Here is an 18,758-nt window from a genome sequence, read left to right as displayed (position 1 = left end):
AACCATGAAACTTCCCATATTTCAAGTTGATGCTTTTGCAAGTGAAACATTCAAAGGAAATCCTGCTGCTGTTATTCCGCTAAAAGAATGGTTGCCCGACAAAACAATGCAAAAAATTGCCATGGAAAATAACCTTTCAGAAACAGCTTTTTTTGTTCCAACGAAAGCTGGATTTGAAATCAGGTGGTTCACGCCGCTGGCGGAAGTTGATTTATGCGGACATGCTACACTTGCCACTGCACATGTTATTTTTAACGAGGCTGGTTTTAACAAAGATACGCTTGAATTTGGAAGCAGAAGTGGTAAACTTTCAGTAAGGAAAGTAGGCGACAAATTACAACTTAATTTTCCATCAGACATGGTTTCCAAAGTAGAGCTTCCCGAATTTGTTTTAAAAGGTATCGGGGGAAAACCGTTGGAAACCTACATGGGAAAAACGGACTACTTATTGTTTTTTGAATCGGAAGAAGAAGTGAAAAATTTGGCTCCAAACCATTACATGTTGCAAGAGTCAGGTGCTCGTGGTGTAATTGCCACCGCCAAAGGAAGTGAAGTTGATTTTATAAGCAGATTCTTCGCTCCAGGTGTGGGAATTGACGAAGATCCGGTTACAGGCTCTGCACATACCACGCTTACTCCTTTTTGGTCTCAAAAACTTGAAAAAAAAGAGATGAAAGCTCTTCAAGTATCCAGTAGAGGTGGAGAACTCGATCTAACTTTAGAAGACGATCGTGTTTTAATTGCAGGAAAAGCGATCACCTATTTAAGAGGCGAGATTTTCATTTAAACAAGTTTTACGAACTATTGGAAGAACTCCGATAAACTTTTTATTCGATTTCCATAAAGAACATTCTTGCAGAACAGCTTGTTGGTATCAGCAAAAAGAATGCAGGTTTACAATTACATTTGGAAGGTATTTTTCATTCTATTATGCATACCTTCCAATATTCACACTCAAGAGAATGTTCCAATGACAAAACACCAATATACCAACGATTTAATTCACGAGACCTCCCCCTATCTTCTTCAACACGCACATAATCCGGTAAACTGGATGCCGTGGGGAAATGAAGCTCTTCAAACAGCACAGAAAGAGAACAAACTTCTGTTGATCAGCATTGGCTACTCGGCTTGTCATTGGTGTCATGTAATGGAACACGAGTCATTCGAAGACGACGAAGTTGCGGCAATCATGAATGAACATTTCGTTTGTATAAAAGTTGATCGTGAAGAACGGCCGGACATTGACCACATTTACATGACCGCTGTTCAAATTATCACTCAGCAAGGAGGCTGGCCACTAAATGCTATCGCATTGCCAGATGGTCGCCCAATCTGGGGAGGCACTTATTTTCAAAGAGAAATGTGGATCAGCGCACTTCGACAGGTAAATGCATTTTGGAAACAAAACCCTGCAAAAACAGAAGAATATGCCGAAAGCTTAAGTAACGGAATTACCAAAAGTGCGTTCATCCCCATTAGTTCACCCACTGATGAACTTTCCGGTGAAACTCTGAAAACAGCGGTCAATATATGGAAATCGTATTTCGATTATTCAGAAGGAGGAAGAAAAGGTGCCCCTAAATTTATGATGCCTAATAATCTGCAATTTCTTTTGCGATGGGCTCATCAAAAACAAGATTCTGAAGTTGAAAATTTTGTTGTCACGAGCTTAAACAAGATGGCAATGGGTGGTATTTATGATCAAGTTGGTGGTGGCTTTGCCCGCTATTCAACAGATGCTTTATGGAAGGTTCCCCATTTTGAGAAGATGCTCTATGACAATGGACAACTTTTAACGGTCTATTCTCGAGCTTGGCAAAAGTTCAAAAAACCACTTTACAAGGAAACCATTGAAAGCACGATTGACTTTATGGAACGGGAACTGCTTTCACCGGAATTTGGTTTTTATTCTGCGCTCGATGCGGACAGTGAAGGCATCGAAGGGAAATTTTATGTATGGAGCAAAAAGGAGTTGCAAGGACTGATTAATACTGACTTTGAGCTTTTTGCTGATTATTATAACATCAACAAATTCGGCTACTGGGAAGATGGCAATTATATACTAATTCGCAGGTATAGCGATGAAGAATTTGCAGCAAAACATGAGCTGAATCTTTCAAACTTAAAAATGAAAATTGATCGTTGGAAGTCCATTCTTTTAAAAGAAAGAGAAAAGAGAGTTCGCCCGGGCTTGGACGATAAAATACTCACTTCGTGGAATGCTCTGGCTCTTTCAGGACTAGTTGATGCCTATAAAGCATTGGGAGATGAAAAATACCTGGAGTTAGCTGAAAAAAATGCCGCCTTTCTAAAGGAAAAATTAATGAAAGTTGATGGCACTCTTCATCACTCGTATAAAAACGGGGAAAGCAAAATTGAAGGTTTTCTTGAAGATTATTCACTATTGGCAAGCGCATATATTTCATTATTTGAAGTTACCGGTAACGAGACCTATTTGAATGATGCGTCCATATTAATTGATAAAAGCTTTGACTTGTTTTTTGATCACGAAAAAAATATTTTCTATTTCAGTGCCAAAGGGCAAGAAGGACTGATTTCGAGAAGCATTGAAATTCATGACAATGTGATACCTGCATCGAATTCAATAATGGCTACAAACTTATTTAGGCTTGGACATTTCACTGGCAACCTGAAATATCATGAAGTAGCAAGAAACATGCTTAAAACAGTTGTTTCAGAACTACCGGCACATCCATCCGGATATTCCAATTGGGCAATGCTATTACTCTCAATGACTGACCCTTTTTATGAAATAGCAGTTTCTGGAAGTGGTGCTAAAATAAAAGCAAACGAACTATTATCGAACTATTTACCACAAACAATTTTGTGTTATAGTAATGTAGAAAGCAAATTGCCTTTGCTGGAGAACCGATTCGCTGCTGACGAAACCTTGATCTACGTATGCGAAAATCAGGCGTGTAACCTACCCGTTGAAAAAACCTCTGATGCAATTAAACTTATTGAGTAGTTTAACTGAAAGACAAAAGCTTCTTTAAATCCTTCCGGCAAGCTTCGCCCAGTTCCGGAATTGAAATAGCTTGCTCCAACAATTCTTTATTGTCAATATTTCTGGAAAACAAAGAAAACACATCAACCAACGATAAACTATTTGCTGCCTTTTGCATGAGATTCATCACATCACCTTTTCGAACAGCTCCATCCTTTAGCACCCGAACATAAACTCCAGGATAAGATGATTCCAGAAACTCACGAACTACCGACTGATTACCAAAACGAACCCCTAGCTTATAACAAGGCTGCCTCGGTTGACTTACCTGAACCACTGCCTCCCCTATTTCATAGACATCACCAATATTTATTGATGACTCATCAAGTCCTTCAACGGTCAAATTCTCACCAAACATACCCCATTGCCAATCCAGTTTAGGATACTTTCGCTGCCAAAACGAATAGCTATCTTTCGAATACAAATAGCAAGCCTTGTCAATGCCACCATGATACCGGCGATCCAAAACATGGTCATTTCGTACATCTTCTTTTTCCAAAATGATTGGTTGATCAACGGGAGTTTTATATATACCGGTTTTTACTTTTTTGCCACGCCATTCAATCTCGCGGGGCTCTGCAATATTGGTCGAAATTACTTTCATACTTAATCGTCTGGTAGGATATTTTTCACGCGGCCAACCTCTCCGGTTTCCAGTCTCACTTTTATGCCATGAGGATGTTGTGGTGATTTTGTCAGTATTTGAGACACATAGCCTTCAGTTAACTCGCCGGTGCGCTGATGATGCTTTTGCACAATCTCCACATGCGCTTCAATTTTAATATTTGATCTCTTCGTTCCATTCATTTTGTATCCATTTTTATCTCGAACAAAATTACCTAAAACAAAACCATATTTCACATTTTTTGTTAGTTACTAACATCAACTTGTTTAAAATAAACAGAAAAGGCTGTTTTTCAGCAGATACGAAAAATCCTTAAAATTCGTTTATTTATCGTGTGCTATTGGAACGTTGAATGAAAAGATGAAGTATGGGAATATTTTCAATATCGAAGAAGGAAAGCGAATATTTTAACGACAAACGAAAGTTTATTGAATTGGTTAATTGCCCTCAAGGTGGAAAAAACTGCATTGAGCATAGAAAACTCATCAATAATAATATCATTAATGCCCGCGAACACTTCATTGACAAAAACTTTCCTCAATCCATTGAAGAACTTCGAATCGCCTTTGACAAAACAACTGAACTACAACAAAAATCGTGTATTAATTGTGCGGCACTTTTCAGACAAACTATCACCAATTCAATGGAAAAGATTCATCTGGATCTTGAAAAAATGTCCAAAGGTTTCTTCAAAAGTAGTAGACACCAAACAAGCTATTTACTTGCGGCAGAAGTCCTAAAAGATTTCAAGAGAAATATCAGATAATTAACTTTTTGCTCCAACCGTTACAGAATAGAAATCGTCTTCCTTGAAATATTTCAAAGCCAACTCATTCAGTTTTTGAGGAGTAACATTTAGCAAAGTCTGATAATAATTCTCATAGAACTGATAATCCATGTCGTAGTCAAGCACTCCCCTAAAAGCAACCGACAGAGCAAAGGGTCCATCAAAATCACGAATAAATTCGCCTAGTAAATATTGCTTAACCCGCTCCAACTCTACCTGTCCAATCAATTCATTTCGCAAAATTGCCAACTCCTTAAAAACCTCATCTATCGTAGCTTGCTCGTATTTCTTGTCTGTTTCTGTTGCGATGATTAAATATCCAGCGTTTTTAAAAGCCAACATTGAAGATCCAATCCCGTATGTATAACCTTTCTCTTCACGAATATTCATCATCAAGCGCGAGGTGAAATAACCACCCAGAACTGTCACTAGCAGTTGCAATGCCGGGAAGTCAGGATGATCTTTTCTCTCCATCAATTTTCCTATTCGCAGTGCAGACTGAATAGCATCTTTCTTTTCAACCTGATGGAACTTACTTAATGCGGATGCAATTTGGAATGTCTTTGTTTCCAGAACATTTCCATTCCAATCATCACCTCCAAAATACTGATTTAATGAATGAATAATCTCTTCAGTTACCATCCCGGAAACGACAATTTCACAGTTATTTGAGCGATATCCTTTAGTGTAAAAAGACAATAAATCTTCATTTTTTACAGAATCGAAGTCACCGGCAACAACAGTCTGCGCATATGGATGCGTATCTCCAAACAAGACCTGAGAAAACTTCTTTTGACAAAGAACTTTCACCTTCTCATTCTCTAATAAGAAACGTTGCTTGCGTCTTTTAACAAGTGTTTGGAACTCCTCTTCCGGAAAAATAGAATGTTTTATCAAATCTTCCAGCACAGGAAAAAGATTAGGCAAGTGCTTATTCAAACTAACCAAACTAACCACTCCAAAATGCTGATCTGCCACCAGCTGCAAATAAGCTCCATGAAAATCAAATTGCCCGGCAATTCGGGAAGAAGAATAATTATTACTTCCCTCCTGTAACATTGAGTTGGTTAATGCGGCCTGCAGCGGGTGATTTTCAAACCAAGTTCCCGTTTCAAATATAAATTCGATTTTGGTAACTTCTTTTGTGCCTGCATTGAGTAAATATACGGGTAGCTTATTATCCAGATGGTAAACACGTGGAAATGTCAAATCAGGTTTATCAGCGGTAAAAATTTGAGGTGCTATTTTTCGATCAATAATCATTTTGCGAGGTAATTCAATTGTGAGCAATTCTCCATCCTAAATATTTTTTGAGCGGTAAGCATCAGTTCATCCGGAGTAATGGAATGATTAACATCAAGCTGGCCATTAATCATTTCCGCCCTCTCAATATTCTCGAAATGAGCCAACTCCTGAGCCACATTCAGGTAATTCATCTGACTGTAAACCAAGTTGGCCTCCAGCTTATTTTTTACTTTCTCCAACTCAATAGCGCCTACCAACTCCATCTGTAATTCTTTTAGCTCTTGCCAAATAGCCTTTTGAGCCTGATCGATAGAAACATCTTTTGAAAGTTTCCCTGATACAATAAACAAACCGGGATCATGATCACCTGAAACATAGGCATCCAACTCAACAAACAACCGCTTTTCCTTCACCAGTTTCTGATACAATCTGGATGAATTTCCATTTGATAAAACATCAGATATTAGATCGCAAATAAAATATTCACGTTCCCGTCGACTGCTAATATGAAATGCCATGTACAATGCGGTATCGGGTACTGATCGTTCTACAGTTTTCTCTCTAAATGAGGTTTGCACAGGCTCTGCAGGTAACGTTAGCTTATTCACATTTCTATTTGGAATTGGAGCAAACCACTTCTCTGCCAATTTCAACATTTTATCCTTATCCACATGACCACTTAAAATTAAAGCAGCGTTGTCGGGTGCATAAAATCGGTAAAAAAAGTCTTTCACATTATCCAGGTTTGCCTTCTCAATATGACTAACTTCTTTTCCTATCGTTGCCCATTGATATGGGTGAACCTGATAGGCCAATTCCCGCATCAATGCCCAAACATCTCCATACGGCTGGTTTAAATTGCGCTGCTTAAACTCTTCAATCACAACACTTTTTTGAACATCTAAACTATTTTGAGAAAATGCAAGCTCCATCATCCTGTCAGATTCCAACCAAAATCCGGTTTCTATATTTTCTTTGGGAACTGTAAGGTAATAATTGGTAAGATCATTTGTCGTATATGCATTATTCTCTCCTCCTGCTTGTTGCAAAGGCACATCATAATCTGGAATATTAACTGATCCTCCGAACATTAAATGCTCAAATAAATGCGCAAAACCTGTTCGTTCCGGGTCTTCGTTTTTTGCTCCCACATGATAACAAACATCAAAGGCAATCATTGGAGTAGAATAATCGGGGCATATGATAATCTGGAGTCCATTCTCCAATTGGTGACGAGAAAATTCAACCATATTTAAAAACTAAAATTGGCACCACTTACAATCTCTTCTTTAAGCTGATTATATTCTGTGATGATTCTGTTCATAACTTCTTCGACAGAAGGAATATCTTCAATTTGTGCAGAAACCTGTCCAATTTCCAATTCTCCTTCACGTAAATCTCCTTCAAACATTCCTTTCTTTGCTCTACCTTTACCTAAAAGAGCAATCAATTGTTCAGGGCTTGCACCACTTTTTTCGGCTTCTTCAACTAAATTGAAAAACTCATTTTTTATTAATCGCACAGGTGCAAGCTGTTTTAACGATAGTTTTGTTCCACCTTCTTCCAAGCCAACAACCAGTTTTTTAAACTCTTCATGGGCCGAAGATTCTTTGGTAATTGCAAACCTAGATCCGATTTGCACCCCTTCGGCTCCCAAGGCCATTGCTGCCAGCATCGACTTTCCACTACCTATTCCTCCCGCGCCTATCAACGGTAAATTTGATGACTTACGTACGGATGGAATTAAGTTCATGGTTGTTGTTTCTTCTCGTCCATTATGGCCACCAGCTTCAAATCCTTCTGCCACCAACGCATCCACCCCTGCTTCTTCACATTTTCCTGCAAAATAAGAACTGGCAATAACATGTGCTACCAGAATTCCTTTTCCTTTCAACCATCCGGTCCACTTTTTAGGGCTTCCTGCAGATGTAAAAACAATTGGAACTTTTTCGGCAACAATAATCTCCATTATCTCTTCAATTTGAGGATAAAGCAATGGAACATTAACTCCAAAAGGTTTATTTGTTGCCAATTTCACTTTCCGGATGTGATCTTGCAAAGTTTCCAGATGCATGGATCCTGCACCTAAAAGTCCAAGCCCTCCATTGTTACTAACAGCTGAAGCGAGCTTCCAGCCACTACACCAGACCATTCCTCCCTGTACTATTGGATATTGAATACCAAATAAATTTGTCACACGATTTTGCATGAAATCATTTTTATTATTTGTGAAGCGACAAAGTTAGTAGAATTGATTTGCTATCCCTCAAAATTTTTGCTTTTGAGATGCAAGTCCCGCTGAGGGAAAGGTATCTGAATATTGTTTGTTCGGAATTGGTCATCAATGTCAAATCGAAGATCACTTTTTATATTTTCAACCATGAAATCATTGGCAGTCCAAAAATAAAGTTGAAAGTCAAGTGACGATTCGCCGAAGTCATTGAAACGAACAAATGAACGCGGATTTTTCACAATCTCCTTATGTCGTTCTGCACATTGTAAAAGAATATTTTCAACTAAACGAACATCTGAACCATAAGCAACTCCAACATTTACATGAAACCGGGTAACCTCCTCGTTATGCGACCAGTTTATTACCTTCTCCCCGGTAAACCTGGAATTTGGCATAATGATTACCACATTATCACGAGTTAGCAATTTTGAAACACGTAAACCTATTTCCAATACACGTCCAACGGTTCCTTCCACTTCAACCACATCATCCACCTCTATCGAACCATCAAAGAGAATAATAATTCCAGAAAACAGGTCATTAAATATATGCTGAAGTCCAAATCCTACACCAACTAATAATGCAGATATACTGGCAATAATCAGGGTAACTTTAAACCCTAAAGAACTTATGATGATTAGAATTCCAATCATCCACACCAAATATTTTACAATTTGGAAAAAAGAACGACCACGCCCCCTGTCTAAATGTTTCGATTCAATACGTATTTCAATCACGTACTCAATCACATAGACGATTAATCGAATAAAGAAAACGATTAAGACAAGAATCAGGAGATTGTATACTTTTACATTTATTTTTTCATTTGGACTAAACACCACATGGTTTAAAACGACCATGTATTTTACTCCCAATATTTCCATAATAGCTACCAATCCCAAGAAAAACAAAAAGCCAGTGATGCCTATACGAATAAAACGGGCGAATAACTTTGACAATCCTTTACTTTCAAAAAATCGACTCAAAGACCTTACTGCCATCCTATTGAGAAAAAACACAATAAAAAAAACACCTACTGTGCCTAATAAAGAAAGAAGACTGAAATGCCAACTTCCAATTTCAAATAAAGGTATATCTGGTAGTTTATCAAACATCGTCATTACTTTCAAGAAATACTTTCTCCAGCATATTGCTTAAATCAATAACAGAAACATTTAAATGAAGTTCTCCACCTTCTGCAATTGATATTTTACCAGTCTCTTCAGATACAATCACAGCAATTGCATCAGTTGCTTCTGTAATGCCAACAGCTGCTCTGTGTCTTAACCCTAATTTTGGATCCAACTTTTGGTTTTCGGTAATGGGCATAATGCAACGGGCTGCGACAATTCGATTGCCAATCACAATGGCTGCTCCATCATGCAGAGGAGTATTTTTAAAAAAAATGGTTTCTATAAGTGCATCTGAAATTCGAGCATTAATCTTCTCCCCAGTTCTTACAAATTCTTTTAATTCTGATTTTTGAGCAAAAATAATGAGCGCCCCCGTCTTTGTTCTGGCCAGATTCTCACAAGCTTTTATTACTAATTTTAGTTGCTGACTTGATGCAGACTTGTACTTGTCAGACGAAAAAAGCTTCTCCATTCCCAGTAGCTTATTCACTTGATGGTTACTTCCTATCAATAATAAGAACCGGCGAATTTCCTGCTGAAACACAACAATCAATGCCAATACTCCAACACCAATAAACTGCCCCATAAACGAGCCAAGCAGCTCCATATTTAGCGCTTTCACCAACAGCCAAAACAAGTAAACCAGAAATAATCCAATGAAAATATTAAACGCAATAGTCCCTTTAATCAACATGTATAGCTGGTAAAGCAAAAAAGCTACCAGCAATATGTCAAGGACATCAAGAAAACGAATAGTGATAAATAAATTCATTAAATAGCTACTTCTTTCAGCATTTTAAACATGCGCACTGACTCAACTGCTTCACGCACGTCGTGAACCCTCAAAATATCAGCCCCTCCAAGCAAAGCCATTGTATTTCCGGTAATGGTTCCAGGCAAACTCTTTTCAGGATCAATTTCAAGTAATTTATGAATCATTGACTTTCTGCTCATCCCAACTAACAATGGAAGCTGAAAAACTTTAAAAGAATCAAGCCTGTTTAGCAAATCATAATTTTGCTCCAATGTTTTTCCAAAGCCAAAACCAGGATCAATAATCACATCCTTCACTCCGGCTTTTGTCAATTTACGTACTTTCTCCGAGAAATAATTTGATATATCTTTTATTATATCTTCATAAGTTGGGTTATCCTGCATAGTTTGAGGAGTTCCTTGTATGTGCATCAAGATATATGGAATGCCCAATTTCGCAACTGTATCAAACATGTGCTCATCGAAATTACCTCCGGAAATATCATTGACAATGCATTCTCCTGTTTCATCCATTATACGCAATGCAACCCAGGATCTATACGTATCAATAGATATCGGCACATCCGGGAAATGTTTGCGAATTGATTTAACTGCAGGTAACAGGCGACTCAATTCCTCTTTTGTAGAAATATGAGAAGCTCCGGGTTTTGTAGATACGGCCCCCACGTCAATAATGGTAACACCCTCATCAATCATTTCGCCGGCGCGCTTTACAATATCGTCTTCCGACGCGTATTTTCCACCGTCATAAAATGAATCAGGACTCACATTAATGATTCCCATTACTACAGGATCTTTTAAATCAATTAGGTTCCCATTCAGACTAATCGAATGTTTGCGTTTAAAAAACTTACTTGCTGAACTAGTGATCAACATAAAGCATTAAGAATTTGTGGGGTTTGACAATTGTTCATACAAAAGTATAATAATGCCTACAAAATACACATTTAATTTTTATTTTTATGGCTTCATAATAAGACGATCCCATGGAAAAAACCATACAGCAATACAATCACGTAATTTCTATCTGCCAGGACATTTTTACAAAAAAAATGAAAGACTATGGCATTGCATGGCGAATTTTACGCCCGAGCTCAATGACCGACCAGATTTTCATTAAGGCACAACGAATTCGAAGTATCGAAATGAAAGGAACGATGAAAGTAGATGAAGGAAGTCGTTCTGAGTATATTGGTATTATCAATTATTGCATCATGGCGCTCATCCAGCTCGAAAAAGGAATTTCGGAAGGCGATGACTTGGAACCGCAGGAAACACTGGATCTTTATATTGAATATTTCACAAAAGCCAAGGATCTCATGCTAAATAAAAATCATGACTATGATGAAGCATGGAGAAGTATGCGGATAAGCTCCATTACTGACCTCATCCTGATGAAAATTAAACGAACCAAACAAATCGAAGACAATGCTGGTCAGACAATTATATCTGAAGGGATCGATGCAAATTATCTTGATATGATCAATTATGCTGTTTTTGCGTTAATAAAGCTTGAATTCGATAATAATTAACATGAAAACACTTTGGCAGCTCTTACGGATTTTATTGGGAATTGTATTTATTTTTTCTGGTTTTGTAAAAGGAATTGATCCACTGGGATCTGCCTATAAATTCACCGATTATTTTAATGCGTGGGGGGTGGAAGGACTAAATCCAGTTTCCCTACCGCTTGGAATATTACTTTCGGCAACTGAATTTATAACAGGTATCGCCCTCCTGTTTAATGTGTTTATCTCTTTCTTCTCGTTGGTTTCATTGGCGTTCATGGGTTTCTTCACTGCACTGACCCTTTGGATTGCGATACAAAATCCAGTTACCGATTGTGGTTGTTTTGGAGATGCAATCAAGCTTTCTAATTGGGCTACATTTTATAAAAATATTTTCTTTCTTGGATTTGCCATAATCGTCTTTTACTATCGGAAAAAATTTAAGCCTGCGAAAAACTCACTAATCATTGGTGTTATGGCTGCAGCAACCATAATGATATTTGCTTATCTAGTTGATTACTCCTACAATCATCTTCCAATTATTGATTTCAGGCCCTATAAAGTTGGCACCAATATTCCGGAGGCGATGATTATACCAGAAGATGCACCTCAAGACGTTTATGAGAATATCTTTTATTATAAAAACAAGAAAACGGGCAAGACAAAAAAATTTAATCAGGAAAACTACCCGTGGCAAGATACCCTTACCTGGGAATTTGTTTCGGCCGAAGATGCAGTACTTGTGAAAAAAGGATATGAACCTCCAATTCACAATTTCATCATGGAAACCAAAGACGGAGAAGATGTTAAAGATTTCTTTCTTTACGATGAAGGTTACACCGTAATTTTTATTTCGCATGATCTTTTGAGAGCTCAAATCCCGGATAAAAACAAGATCAGCAATCTGATAGATTACACCAATAAAAATAATATTAATTTCATTGGGTTAACAGCCTCGCTGCCTGAAGATGCAGATTCATTTTTAAACAAATACAATTTCAATTTTGAGTTTCTTCATTGTGATGAAATTACCTTAAAGACTATTGTTCGTTCGAATCCAGGATTTATACTGTTGAAAAATGGAACCATCCTTGACAAATGGCACGTAAATGACGTCCCAAGCCAAGAAGAAATGGACATCCGAAGGAATTTTTTTGATATTATTAAGGCTAAGTAATTTCAACACTTTTCGCTGTAGACAAAGGAAACCACCTACTTATTACTAATCCATTTTGTAAATTTGATATCCTTGACTTGTGTGCGATTAAAAAGGTAACCAGGATATATGGCGAACAATCCTAATATCAAATACCAAATTCATGGGCTTGAATTTGATAACTTATTCGTTTGGATATCCAATCGTTTTAATTTGTTATTATTGCTTATTCTGATTCCATTTTCCTCTTTCTCACAACTCGACTCCGCAACTACGTTAAACAGCACTAAACTCTCATTTGCAAACGATTCGCTATCAACCAGCGACTCCGTTCTAGTATATCAATCGAATGATTCTATCCAGGCAAAAAAGGTATATAAAGTTGGACTTCCCTACATTCCTGGACTCATGTCAAAAGATAAACTTGGCAACATTAATGGTTTTGCATTAGAAATTTTTCAGACAATTGCCATTGATGAAAATATTTCATATGTATGGGTAAATGGTAGCTGGAGTGAATTATTCAATAAACTTCAAAATGGTGAAATTGATGTTTTACCAGGCACACAAGAGTCTGAAGCGAGAAAAGAGCTACTGGATTTTACGTATAACAGCCTTTATGCAATTTGGAGCGAATTGTATCTAAACAACAGCACTATATTTGAAAACATTTCTCAGCTAAACGGTCAAAAAATAGGATTAGTCATAAATGACAACAGTGCTGTCGGCTTCCTCAATTACATTTCCGGATTCAACATTGAAATAGTTCCCGTGTTCTATAGTAATCATGAAGAAGCATTACAAATGCTCTCGCAGGGTGAATTATTTGGTTTTGCTGGCCCTACACCAAACATTCTTTCCGATCTGCCTGCAAACATTAAAAACTCAGGTCTTTATTTCAATCCGACTGAATTAAAATTTGCTTTTCCTAAAAACAAAAATCAGGAATTAAAGAACAAAATTGATTTAAGACTTGGCATATATAAGAGTAATTCGCAGTCTGTTTATTATCAACTATTTGAAAAGTATAACATATCCGAGATCAGCAATATTGATGAAACAACAAGCTGGGAGATGCCAGAATGGCTAAAGTTGGTTCTCATGCTAACCTTTATGATTCTGATCCTCGCTGTATTATTTCTAATTACGCTAAAGAAACAAGTTAACATTCGAACGAAAGAGCTCGACGACAGGCAGGTTTACTTGAGAAAAGCCATGGAAATTGGGGAAATGGGAACCTGGAATTTCAACCTAAAAACGAAAGAACTTTTCTTATCTGACGAGGTTTATATTGTCACCGGAATTGAAAAATACCACAATGATCTTGAACTCGAAGAATTGAAGAGGTTTGTTCATCCCGAGGATCTTGAAAAATTTATTAATTATTTACACCTCATTGAAACCGACAAAGGGCAAGACAATTATTGCCGCATGATTAATGATCATGGAGAAATTGTCTACATCAAGATTTTTGGTTTAATACAAAAGAATAAATTCGATTTCCCAGTAAATACAGTAGGTCTTATCCAAAATGTTACTGCTCAGCTTGAACACGAAAAAGAACTCGTTGACGCCAAAGAAAAGGCAGAGGAAAGCGAAAAAATGAAAACATCGTTCCTAGAAAACATGAGTCACGAAATCAGAACTCCTTTAAATTCAATTATCGGGTTTTCTGATATGCTTACAAACGAGAAATTAAGTAAAGAAAAGAGAGAAGACTTCAAATATATCATTCAAAAACAGAATGAATTACTACTTACCCTAATCAACGATATTTTAGACTTTTCCCGAATTGAAGCTGGCTCTTTAGAAATTGATCCGAATGATGTAATCACACACGAAATTCTGGATGATATTTACGAAAATTTTGAAGCTTTGTGTCCACCGGAAATTGAATTCAAAAAAGCACCAATGCTTCCTGAATTCGAACACTGCTCATTTAAATCTGACGAAAGCCGCATTCGTCAAATCCTAAACAACCTGATATCGAATGCATTCAAATATACAAACGAAGGAGTTATTGAGTTTGGATGCAGACCATCGGCTATAGAAGGGTATTTTGACCTTTTCGTTAAGGATACAGGACTGGGAATCCCTGACGATCATCTGGAATTAGTTTTTGATCGATTTAGTCAACTTGATAGCTTAAATCAAGGATCTGGCCTTGGACTCGCTATTTCTCAATCACTTGCCAAAATGTTAGGATCAGAAATTAAAGTAAAATCAGAAGAGGGAAAAGGCTCCGAATTCTATCTATCATTTCCACTAGTTAAAGAATCAAGCTCCAGCAAGTAAAAAAATCCCCCGCCAGTAAGGTGAGAGAAAGGATTTAGGCGGGGGCTTAAATCAATAATAATGCTAAATTAATTATTTTCAGTCTCATTCAAGCACAATCAATCCATCCCTCATCATAAAATTCAAAAAATCTCATTCGTTAATTTTTTTCAACTGGCTTGTTTAATTAAATTGCGTAAAAAATTCACAAATCACAATTATGAAAAAAATAACCTTATTCATCATTACATTTTTTTTAATAACTGTAAGTTTTGCCGAAGTTAAAACAGCCCGAATATTTGGATCAAACATGGTGCTTCAAAAAGGATTAGACAATCCAATTTGGGGTTGGGCAGACAAAGGTGAGAAAATCACCGTTCGATTTAACAATCAGGAATTCAAAACAAAAGCTGACAAACAGGGAAAATGGAAGGTGAGATTGCAAAAAATGGAATATGGAGGCCCCTACGTATTAACCATTGAAGGTAAATCAAATACGATTACCTATGATAATATTTTAATTGGTGAGGTTTGGGTTTGTTCTGGTCAGTCGAACATGGAATGGATTGTTGAAAACGTCAACAATAAAGAGCAGGAAATTGCTGAAGCGAATTACCCAAAATTACGGATGTTTACTGTTCCTAAAAAAGTAAGTCAAGTCCCTATCGAAGATATGGATGCGGGTGAATGGGAACTTTGTTCTCCCAAGAACGTTGGACATTTCTCTGCCGTTGGCTATTTCTTTGCCAGAAAATTATTAAAGGATTTAAATGTTCCCATTGGGATGATTCATACGTCATGGGGAGGAACCGTCGCTGAGACGTGGATAAGTCCTGAAAATATTGAAAAAGATGAAGATCTTTCATCTGCGTTGGCAGAACTTAATCAATTGGATCTGGAAAATTACAAAGAGCAAAAGTTAGCAAAAATTAAAAATTTATTTGACGGTGATATTCCAACAAATGATACAGGTTTAGTTAATGGCAAGGCTGTTTACGCATCAATGGATTTAGATGAAAATGACTGGAAATCAATTGAAACTCCTGCACTTTGGGAATCAGAAGGATTTCCTGACATCGATGGAATTGCCTGGTACAGAAAGAAAGTGAACCTGACAGCCGAGCAGGCTTCTTCCAGATCAACAATTCACTTGTCAAAAATTGATGACAATGACCAAACTTGGATTAACGGACAATTAGTTGGTGCAACTAACGACCACACCTTAGAAAGGATTTACCCCGTCGAATCGGGAATTCTAAAGGAAGGTGAGAATATTATTGCAGTGCGCGTTCAGGACACTGGAGGTGGTGGCGGAATATACGGCAATAAAAATGATTGTTACCTCAGCATCGGTGATGAAAAAATAAGTTTGGCAGGCGAATGGAAATTTAAATTTACGTATGTTTCACCAGCAAATACGGAAGTCGGTCCGAATGACTACCCAACCCTACTCTATAATGGTATGATAAAACCAATTCTTGGGTATGGCATAAAAGGAGCAATTTGGTATCAAGGTGAATCAAATGCCGACCGTGCCTATCAATACCGAAGAGTATTTCAAACACTTATAAAAGATTGGAGACAACACTGGGGAGTGGGCGATTTCCCATTCTTTTGGGTGCAGCTCGCAAATTTCATGCAAGCTCAAAAGCAACCCGAAGAAAGTGCCTGGGCAGAATTACGCGAAGCGCAAACAATGGCTCTTGAACTTCCGAATACAGGACAAGCTCTGGCCATTGACATCGGTAATGCCAATGATATTCATCCCCGAAACAAACAAGATGTTGGTAAACGACTGGCATTAAATGCACTGAAAGTAGCTTATGGAAAAGATTTTGTGAACTCCGGACCGATGTATGAATCGATGGAAGTTGACGGAAATAAAGTAATTGTTCATTTTAAAAGTACAGGAAGCGGGTTGGAAGTAAAAGATAAGTACGGGTACCTTAAAGCTTTTGCAATTGCCGGCGCTGATAAAAAATTCTACTGGGCAAAAGGAATACAGCTGGATGAAAATTCAATTATTCTTTATTCTGAAAAAGTTGAAACCCCGGTGGCTGTTCGTTTTGGATGGGCAGATAATCCGGATGATTTGAATCTGTACAACAAAGAAGGACTTCCTGCTGTTCCTTTCAGAACAGATACATGGAAAGGTATTACTGAAAAATAGACTGCAATTAACAGAATGAATATGAACATGAAAGTCGAAAGTGGCTTTCATGTTTTTTTATATACTTGTACCAAATAAACAGGACAAATTATGCAACAGCTATTTGTTTATGGAACAATTGGTGATTTCGAAATATTCAAACTATTACTTGATCGTGAGCCAGTATATCGTAATGCCCGATTAAATAACTACGGTTTATATATTCATCCTGAAAACGGCTATTTATTTGTAAAACCACACCCAAACCAAAGTGTCACTGGAAAGGTTGTTGAAGTCTCTGATGATGAACTAAAAATATTGGATTTATGGGAAAGCGTCCCCTTGTATCAACGATCAATTCTTGACATCGAGATCGACAACCAAAATAAAAAAGCATTTGTTTATACTCAACACAACACTTCCGGACTTCCATATAATAGGAGTATTGAAAAAGACAGGGACCAAATTATGCATGATATTAAAGAGTTTCGAGATTGGTTAAAAAATAATAGCTATTGAAATTCCGATGATTGTAATTATTGAAAGCGTTTGAATACTCTTTTATTAGAATCAATCATCAACCAAATGAAACAGAATTTACTTTTACTTGCCCTACTCCTCTTTGCTGGTTGTCAGCAAAAACCTCAATTAACTGAATGGAGAGGTCCAAACCGTAGCGGAATATACAACGAAACAAATCTCCTGAAAAGCTGGCCTGAAAAAGGACCAGATTTGATATGGGAAAAAGAAACAGTTGGCAATGGCTACAGCAGTCCAATTGTTACTGATGAGTTCATCTATATTACCGGCGAAATAGACAGTCTTGGGTGTTTATTCAAATTTGATTTGTCCGGGAATAAAGTCTGGCAGTCTGAATACGGAAAGGAATGGACTACAAATTTTCAAGGTTCAAGAGGAACTCCTACACTGTATGGCGATCAGATTTACATTTGTTCCGGTGTTGGGGATATTGCTTGCATTCAGTCTTCAACAGGAAAGCTAATCTGGAAAAAAAACATGATAAATGATTTTGAGGGTGTTAGTCCCAGATTTGGCTATGCACAAGCACTTGCGATTGACGACAATAAAATATTTTGCCTTCCGGGAGGAGAACAATTCAACATTGTTGCTCTTGACAGAATGACTGGCGAATTAATCTGGAGCAATGAAGGTTTCAAAGAGCGCCCTGGTTACAATCCATCACAAATTATTAAGCTTGCTGATGAAAAACTACTGGTAACCTTCTCCGCTTATCACCTAATGGGAATTGATACCGAAACTGGCAAAATCATATGGTCTCACGAACAAACAAATATAAAGCCAGATGAACGTGGTCCAGGTAAAGGCGATACTCATGGAAATACCATTATTTATGAAGATGGATATCTGTACTACGCTGCAGGAGACGGAAATTGTGGTGTGAAACTTAAACTTTCTCAGGACGGAAAAGCAATTGAAGAAGAATGGACAAACAAGAGTTTTGATTGTTATATGGGAGGAATTGTAAAGATTGATTCAAAACTATATGGCTCGGGAACACAAAAACCATATTTGAAATGTATCGACTGCCAAAGCTGGGAAGTTTCAGATAGTCTTAAAATAGGCAATGGAGCTTTAATTTCGGCTGACAACATGCTTTACTACTATAATTTCAAAGGAGAAGTTTATTTAATAGATCCAAGTGAAGATGCAATGAAACCAGTTTCATCTTTTAAGATTGAAAAAGGAACAAAAGAGCATTTTTCACATCCTGTTATAAACGGTGGAGTACTCTACATACGGCATGGTAATTATTTAGGAGCTTATGATATCAAGAACAATTCTTAAAAAATTTAGTCATAAA

General features: G+C 37.3%; 17 protein-coding genes. 9 read left to right on the top strand and 8 right to left on the bottom strand.

The genetic code is table 11. The features are described from left to right. The first annotated feature begins 4 nt into the window (after nucleotides 1-4). On the top strand, nucleotides 5-787 hold the full coding sequence (locus ACUNWD_RS18560; protein ID WP_445589356.1) for a PhzF family phenazine biosynthesis protein: 783 nt from the start codon (nucleotides 5-7) through the stop codon (nucleotides 785-787). Nucleotides 788-970: 183 nt separating this feature from the next. Continuing rightward, entirely contained in the window at nucleotides 971-2,992 is a 2,022-nt protein-coding gene (locus ACUNWD_RS18555) for a thioredoxin domain-containing protein (protein WP_445589355.1), read from the top strand. Between the two features lies 1 nt (nucleotide 2,993). On the opposite strand, the gene ACUNWD_RS18550 is transcribed toward ACUNWD_RS18555, so the two are convergent. Together ACUNWD_RS18550 and ACUNWD_RS18545 are read right to left on the bottom strand one after the other, a co-directional pair. Then, nucleotides 2,994-3,635: an MOSC domain-containing protein gene (locus ACUNWD_RS18550; RefSeq protein WP_445589354.1), complete on the bottom strand. Its 642-nt coding sequence runs from the start codon at nucleotides 3,633-3,635 to the stop codon at nucleotides 2,994-2,996. A gap of 2 nt (nucleotides 3,636-3,637) precedes the next feature. Further along, a complete protein-coding gene (locus ACUNWD_RS18545) occupies nucleotides 3,638-3,838 on the bottom strand; it encodes a YwbE family protein (protein WP_445589353.1) in 201 nt (66 codons plus the stop codon). 185 nt (nucleotides 3,839-4,023) lie between these two features. Here ACUNWD_RS18545 and ACUNWD_RS18540 point away from each other — a divergent pair, with 185 nt between their 5' ends. After that, nucleotides 4,024-4,422 (top strand): hypothetical protein, encoded by a 399-nt coding sequence (locus ACUNWD_RS18540; RefSeq protein WP_445589352.1) that lies wholly within the window; start codon nucleotides 4,024-4,026, stop codon nucleotides 4,420-4,422. Here ACUNWD_RS18540 and ACUNWD_RS18535 read toward each other — a convergent pair whose 3' ends face one another. Genes ACUNWD_RS18535 through folP form a run of 6 tightly spaced genes read right to left on the bottom strand, consistent with a single transcriptional unit; the run spans nucleotide 4,423 to nucleotide 10,704 of the window. Then, nucleotides 4,423-5,706 carry a M16 family metallopeptidase gene (locus ACUNWD_RS18535; protein WP_445589351.1) on the bottom strand — a complete coding sequence of 428 codons (1,284 nt, stop codon included), beginning with the start codon at nucleotides 5,704-5,706 and terminating at the stop codon, nucleotides 4,423-4,425. Next, nucleotides 5,703-6,938 carry a M16 family metallopeptidase gene (locus ACUNWD_RS18530; RefSeq protein ID WP_445589350.1) on the bottom strand — a complete coding sequence of 412 codons (1,236 nt, stop codon included), beginning with the start codon at nucleotides 6,936-6,938 and terminating at the stop codon, nucleotides 5,703-5,705. The genes ACUNWD_RS18535 and ACUNWD_RS18530 overlap by 4 nt, the downstream gene beginning before the upstream one ends. Before the next feature lie 2 nt (nucleotides 6,939-6,940). Further along, a complete protein-coding gene (locus tag ACUNWD_RS18525) occupies nucleotides 6,941-7,897 on the bottom strand; it encodes an NAD(P)H-dependent flavin oxidoreductase (protein WP_445589349.1) in 957 nt (318 codons plus the stop codon). 50 nt (nucleotides 7,898-7,947) lie between these two features. Further along, on the bottom strand, nucleotides 7,948-9,036 hold the full coding sequence (locus ACUNWD_RS18520) for a mechanosensitive ion channel family protein (RefSeq protein WP_445589348.1): 1,089 nt from the start codon (nucleotides 9,034-9,036) through the stop codon (nucleotides 7,948-7,950). Next, on the bottom strand, nucleotides 9,029-9,826 hold the full coding sequence (cdaA, locus tag ACUNWD_RS18515) for a diadenylate cyclase CdaA (RefSeq protein WP_445589347.1): 798 nt from the start codon (nucleotides 9,824-9,826) through the stop codon (nucleotides 9,029-9,031). Before cdaA ends, ACUNWD_RS18520 begins: the two co-directional genes overlap by 8 nt. Beyond that, a complete protein-coding gene (gene folP, locus ACUNWD_RS18510; RefSeq protein WP_445589346.1) occupies nucleotides 9,826-10,704 on the bottom strand; it encodes a dihydropteroate synthase in 879 nt (292 codons plus the stop codon). The genes cdaA and folP overlap by 1 nt, the downstream gene beginning before the upstream one ends. 110 nt (nucleotides 10,705-10,814) lie before the next feature. On the opposite strand from folP, the gene ACUNWD_RS18505 reads away from it, so the two are divergent. The 6 genes from ACUNWD_RS18505 (at nucleotide 10,815) to ACUNWD_RS18480 (ending at nucleotide 18,742) form a co-directional block, all read left to right on the top strand. Next, on the top strand, nucleotides 10,815-11,360 hold the full coding sequence (locus ACUNWD_RS18505) for a DUF1599 domain-containing protein (RefSeq protein WP_445589345.1): 546 nt from the start codon (nucleotides 10,815-10,817) through the stop codon (nucleotides 11,358-11,360). Between the two features lies 1 nt (nucleotide 11,361). Then, the gene (locus ACUNWD_RS18500; protein ID WP_445589344.1) at nucleotides 11,362-12,513 is read left to right on the top strand and encodes a BT_3928 family protein; all 1,152 of its coding nucleotides are present in this window, start codon (nucleotides 11,362-11,364) and stop codon (nucleotides 12,511-12,513) included. 108 nt (nucleotides 12,514-12,621) lie between these two features. Beyond that, nucleotides 12,622-14,787, top strand: a complete 2,166-nt coding sequence (locus ACUNWD_RS18495; protein WP_445589343.1) for an ATP-binding protein — start codon at nucleotides 12,622-12,624, stop codon at nucleotides 14,785-14,787. Nucleotides 14,788-14,986: 199 nt separating this feature from the next. Further along, entirely contained in the window at nucleotides 14,987-16,936 is a 1,950-nt protein-coding gene (locus ACUNWD_RS18490) for a sialate O-acetylesterase (protein ID WP_445589342.1), read from the top strand. Between the two features lie 90 nt (nucleotides 16,937-17,026). After that, the gene (locus ACUNWD_RS18485; protein ID WP_445589341.1) at nucleotides 17,027-17,434 is read left to right on the top strand and encodes a gamma-glutamylcyclotransferase family protein; all 408 of its coding nucleotides are present in this window, start codon (nucleotides 17,027-17,029) and stop codon (nucleotides 17,432-17,434) included. A gap of 66 nt (nucleotides 17,435-17,500) precedes the next feature. Further along, nucleotides 17,501-18,742, top strand: a complete 1,242-nt coding sequence (locus ACUNWD_RS18480; protein ID WP_445589340.1) for an outer membrane protein assembly factor BamB family protein — start codon at nucleotides 17,501-17,503, stop codon at nucleotides 18,740-18,742. Nucleotides 18,743-18,758 lie beyond the last annotated feature (16 nt).

This window comes from Sunxiuqinia sp. A32 (assembly GCF_052690465.1).
The sequence above is the reverse complement of the archived record's forward strand: the minus strand, read 5'-3'. Positions and strand labels throughout refer to the sequence as shown.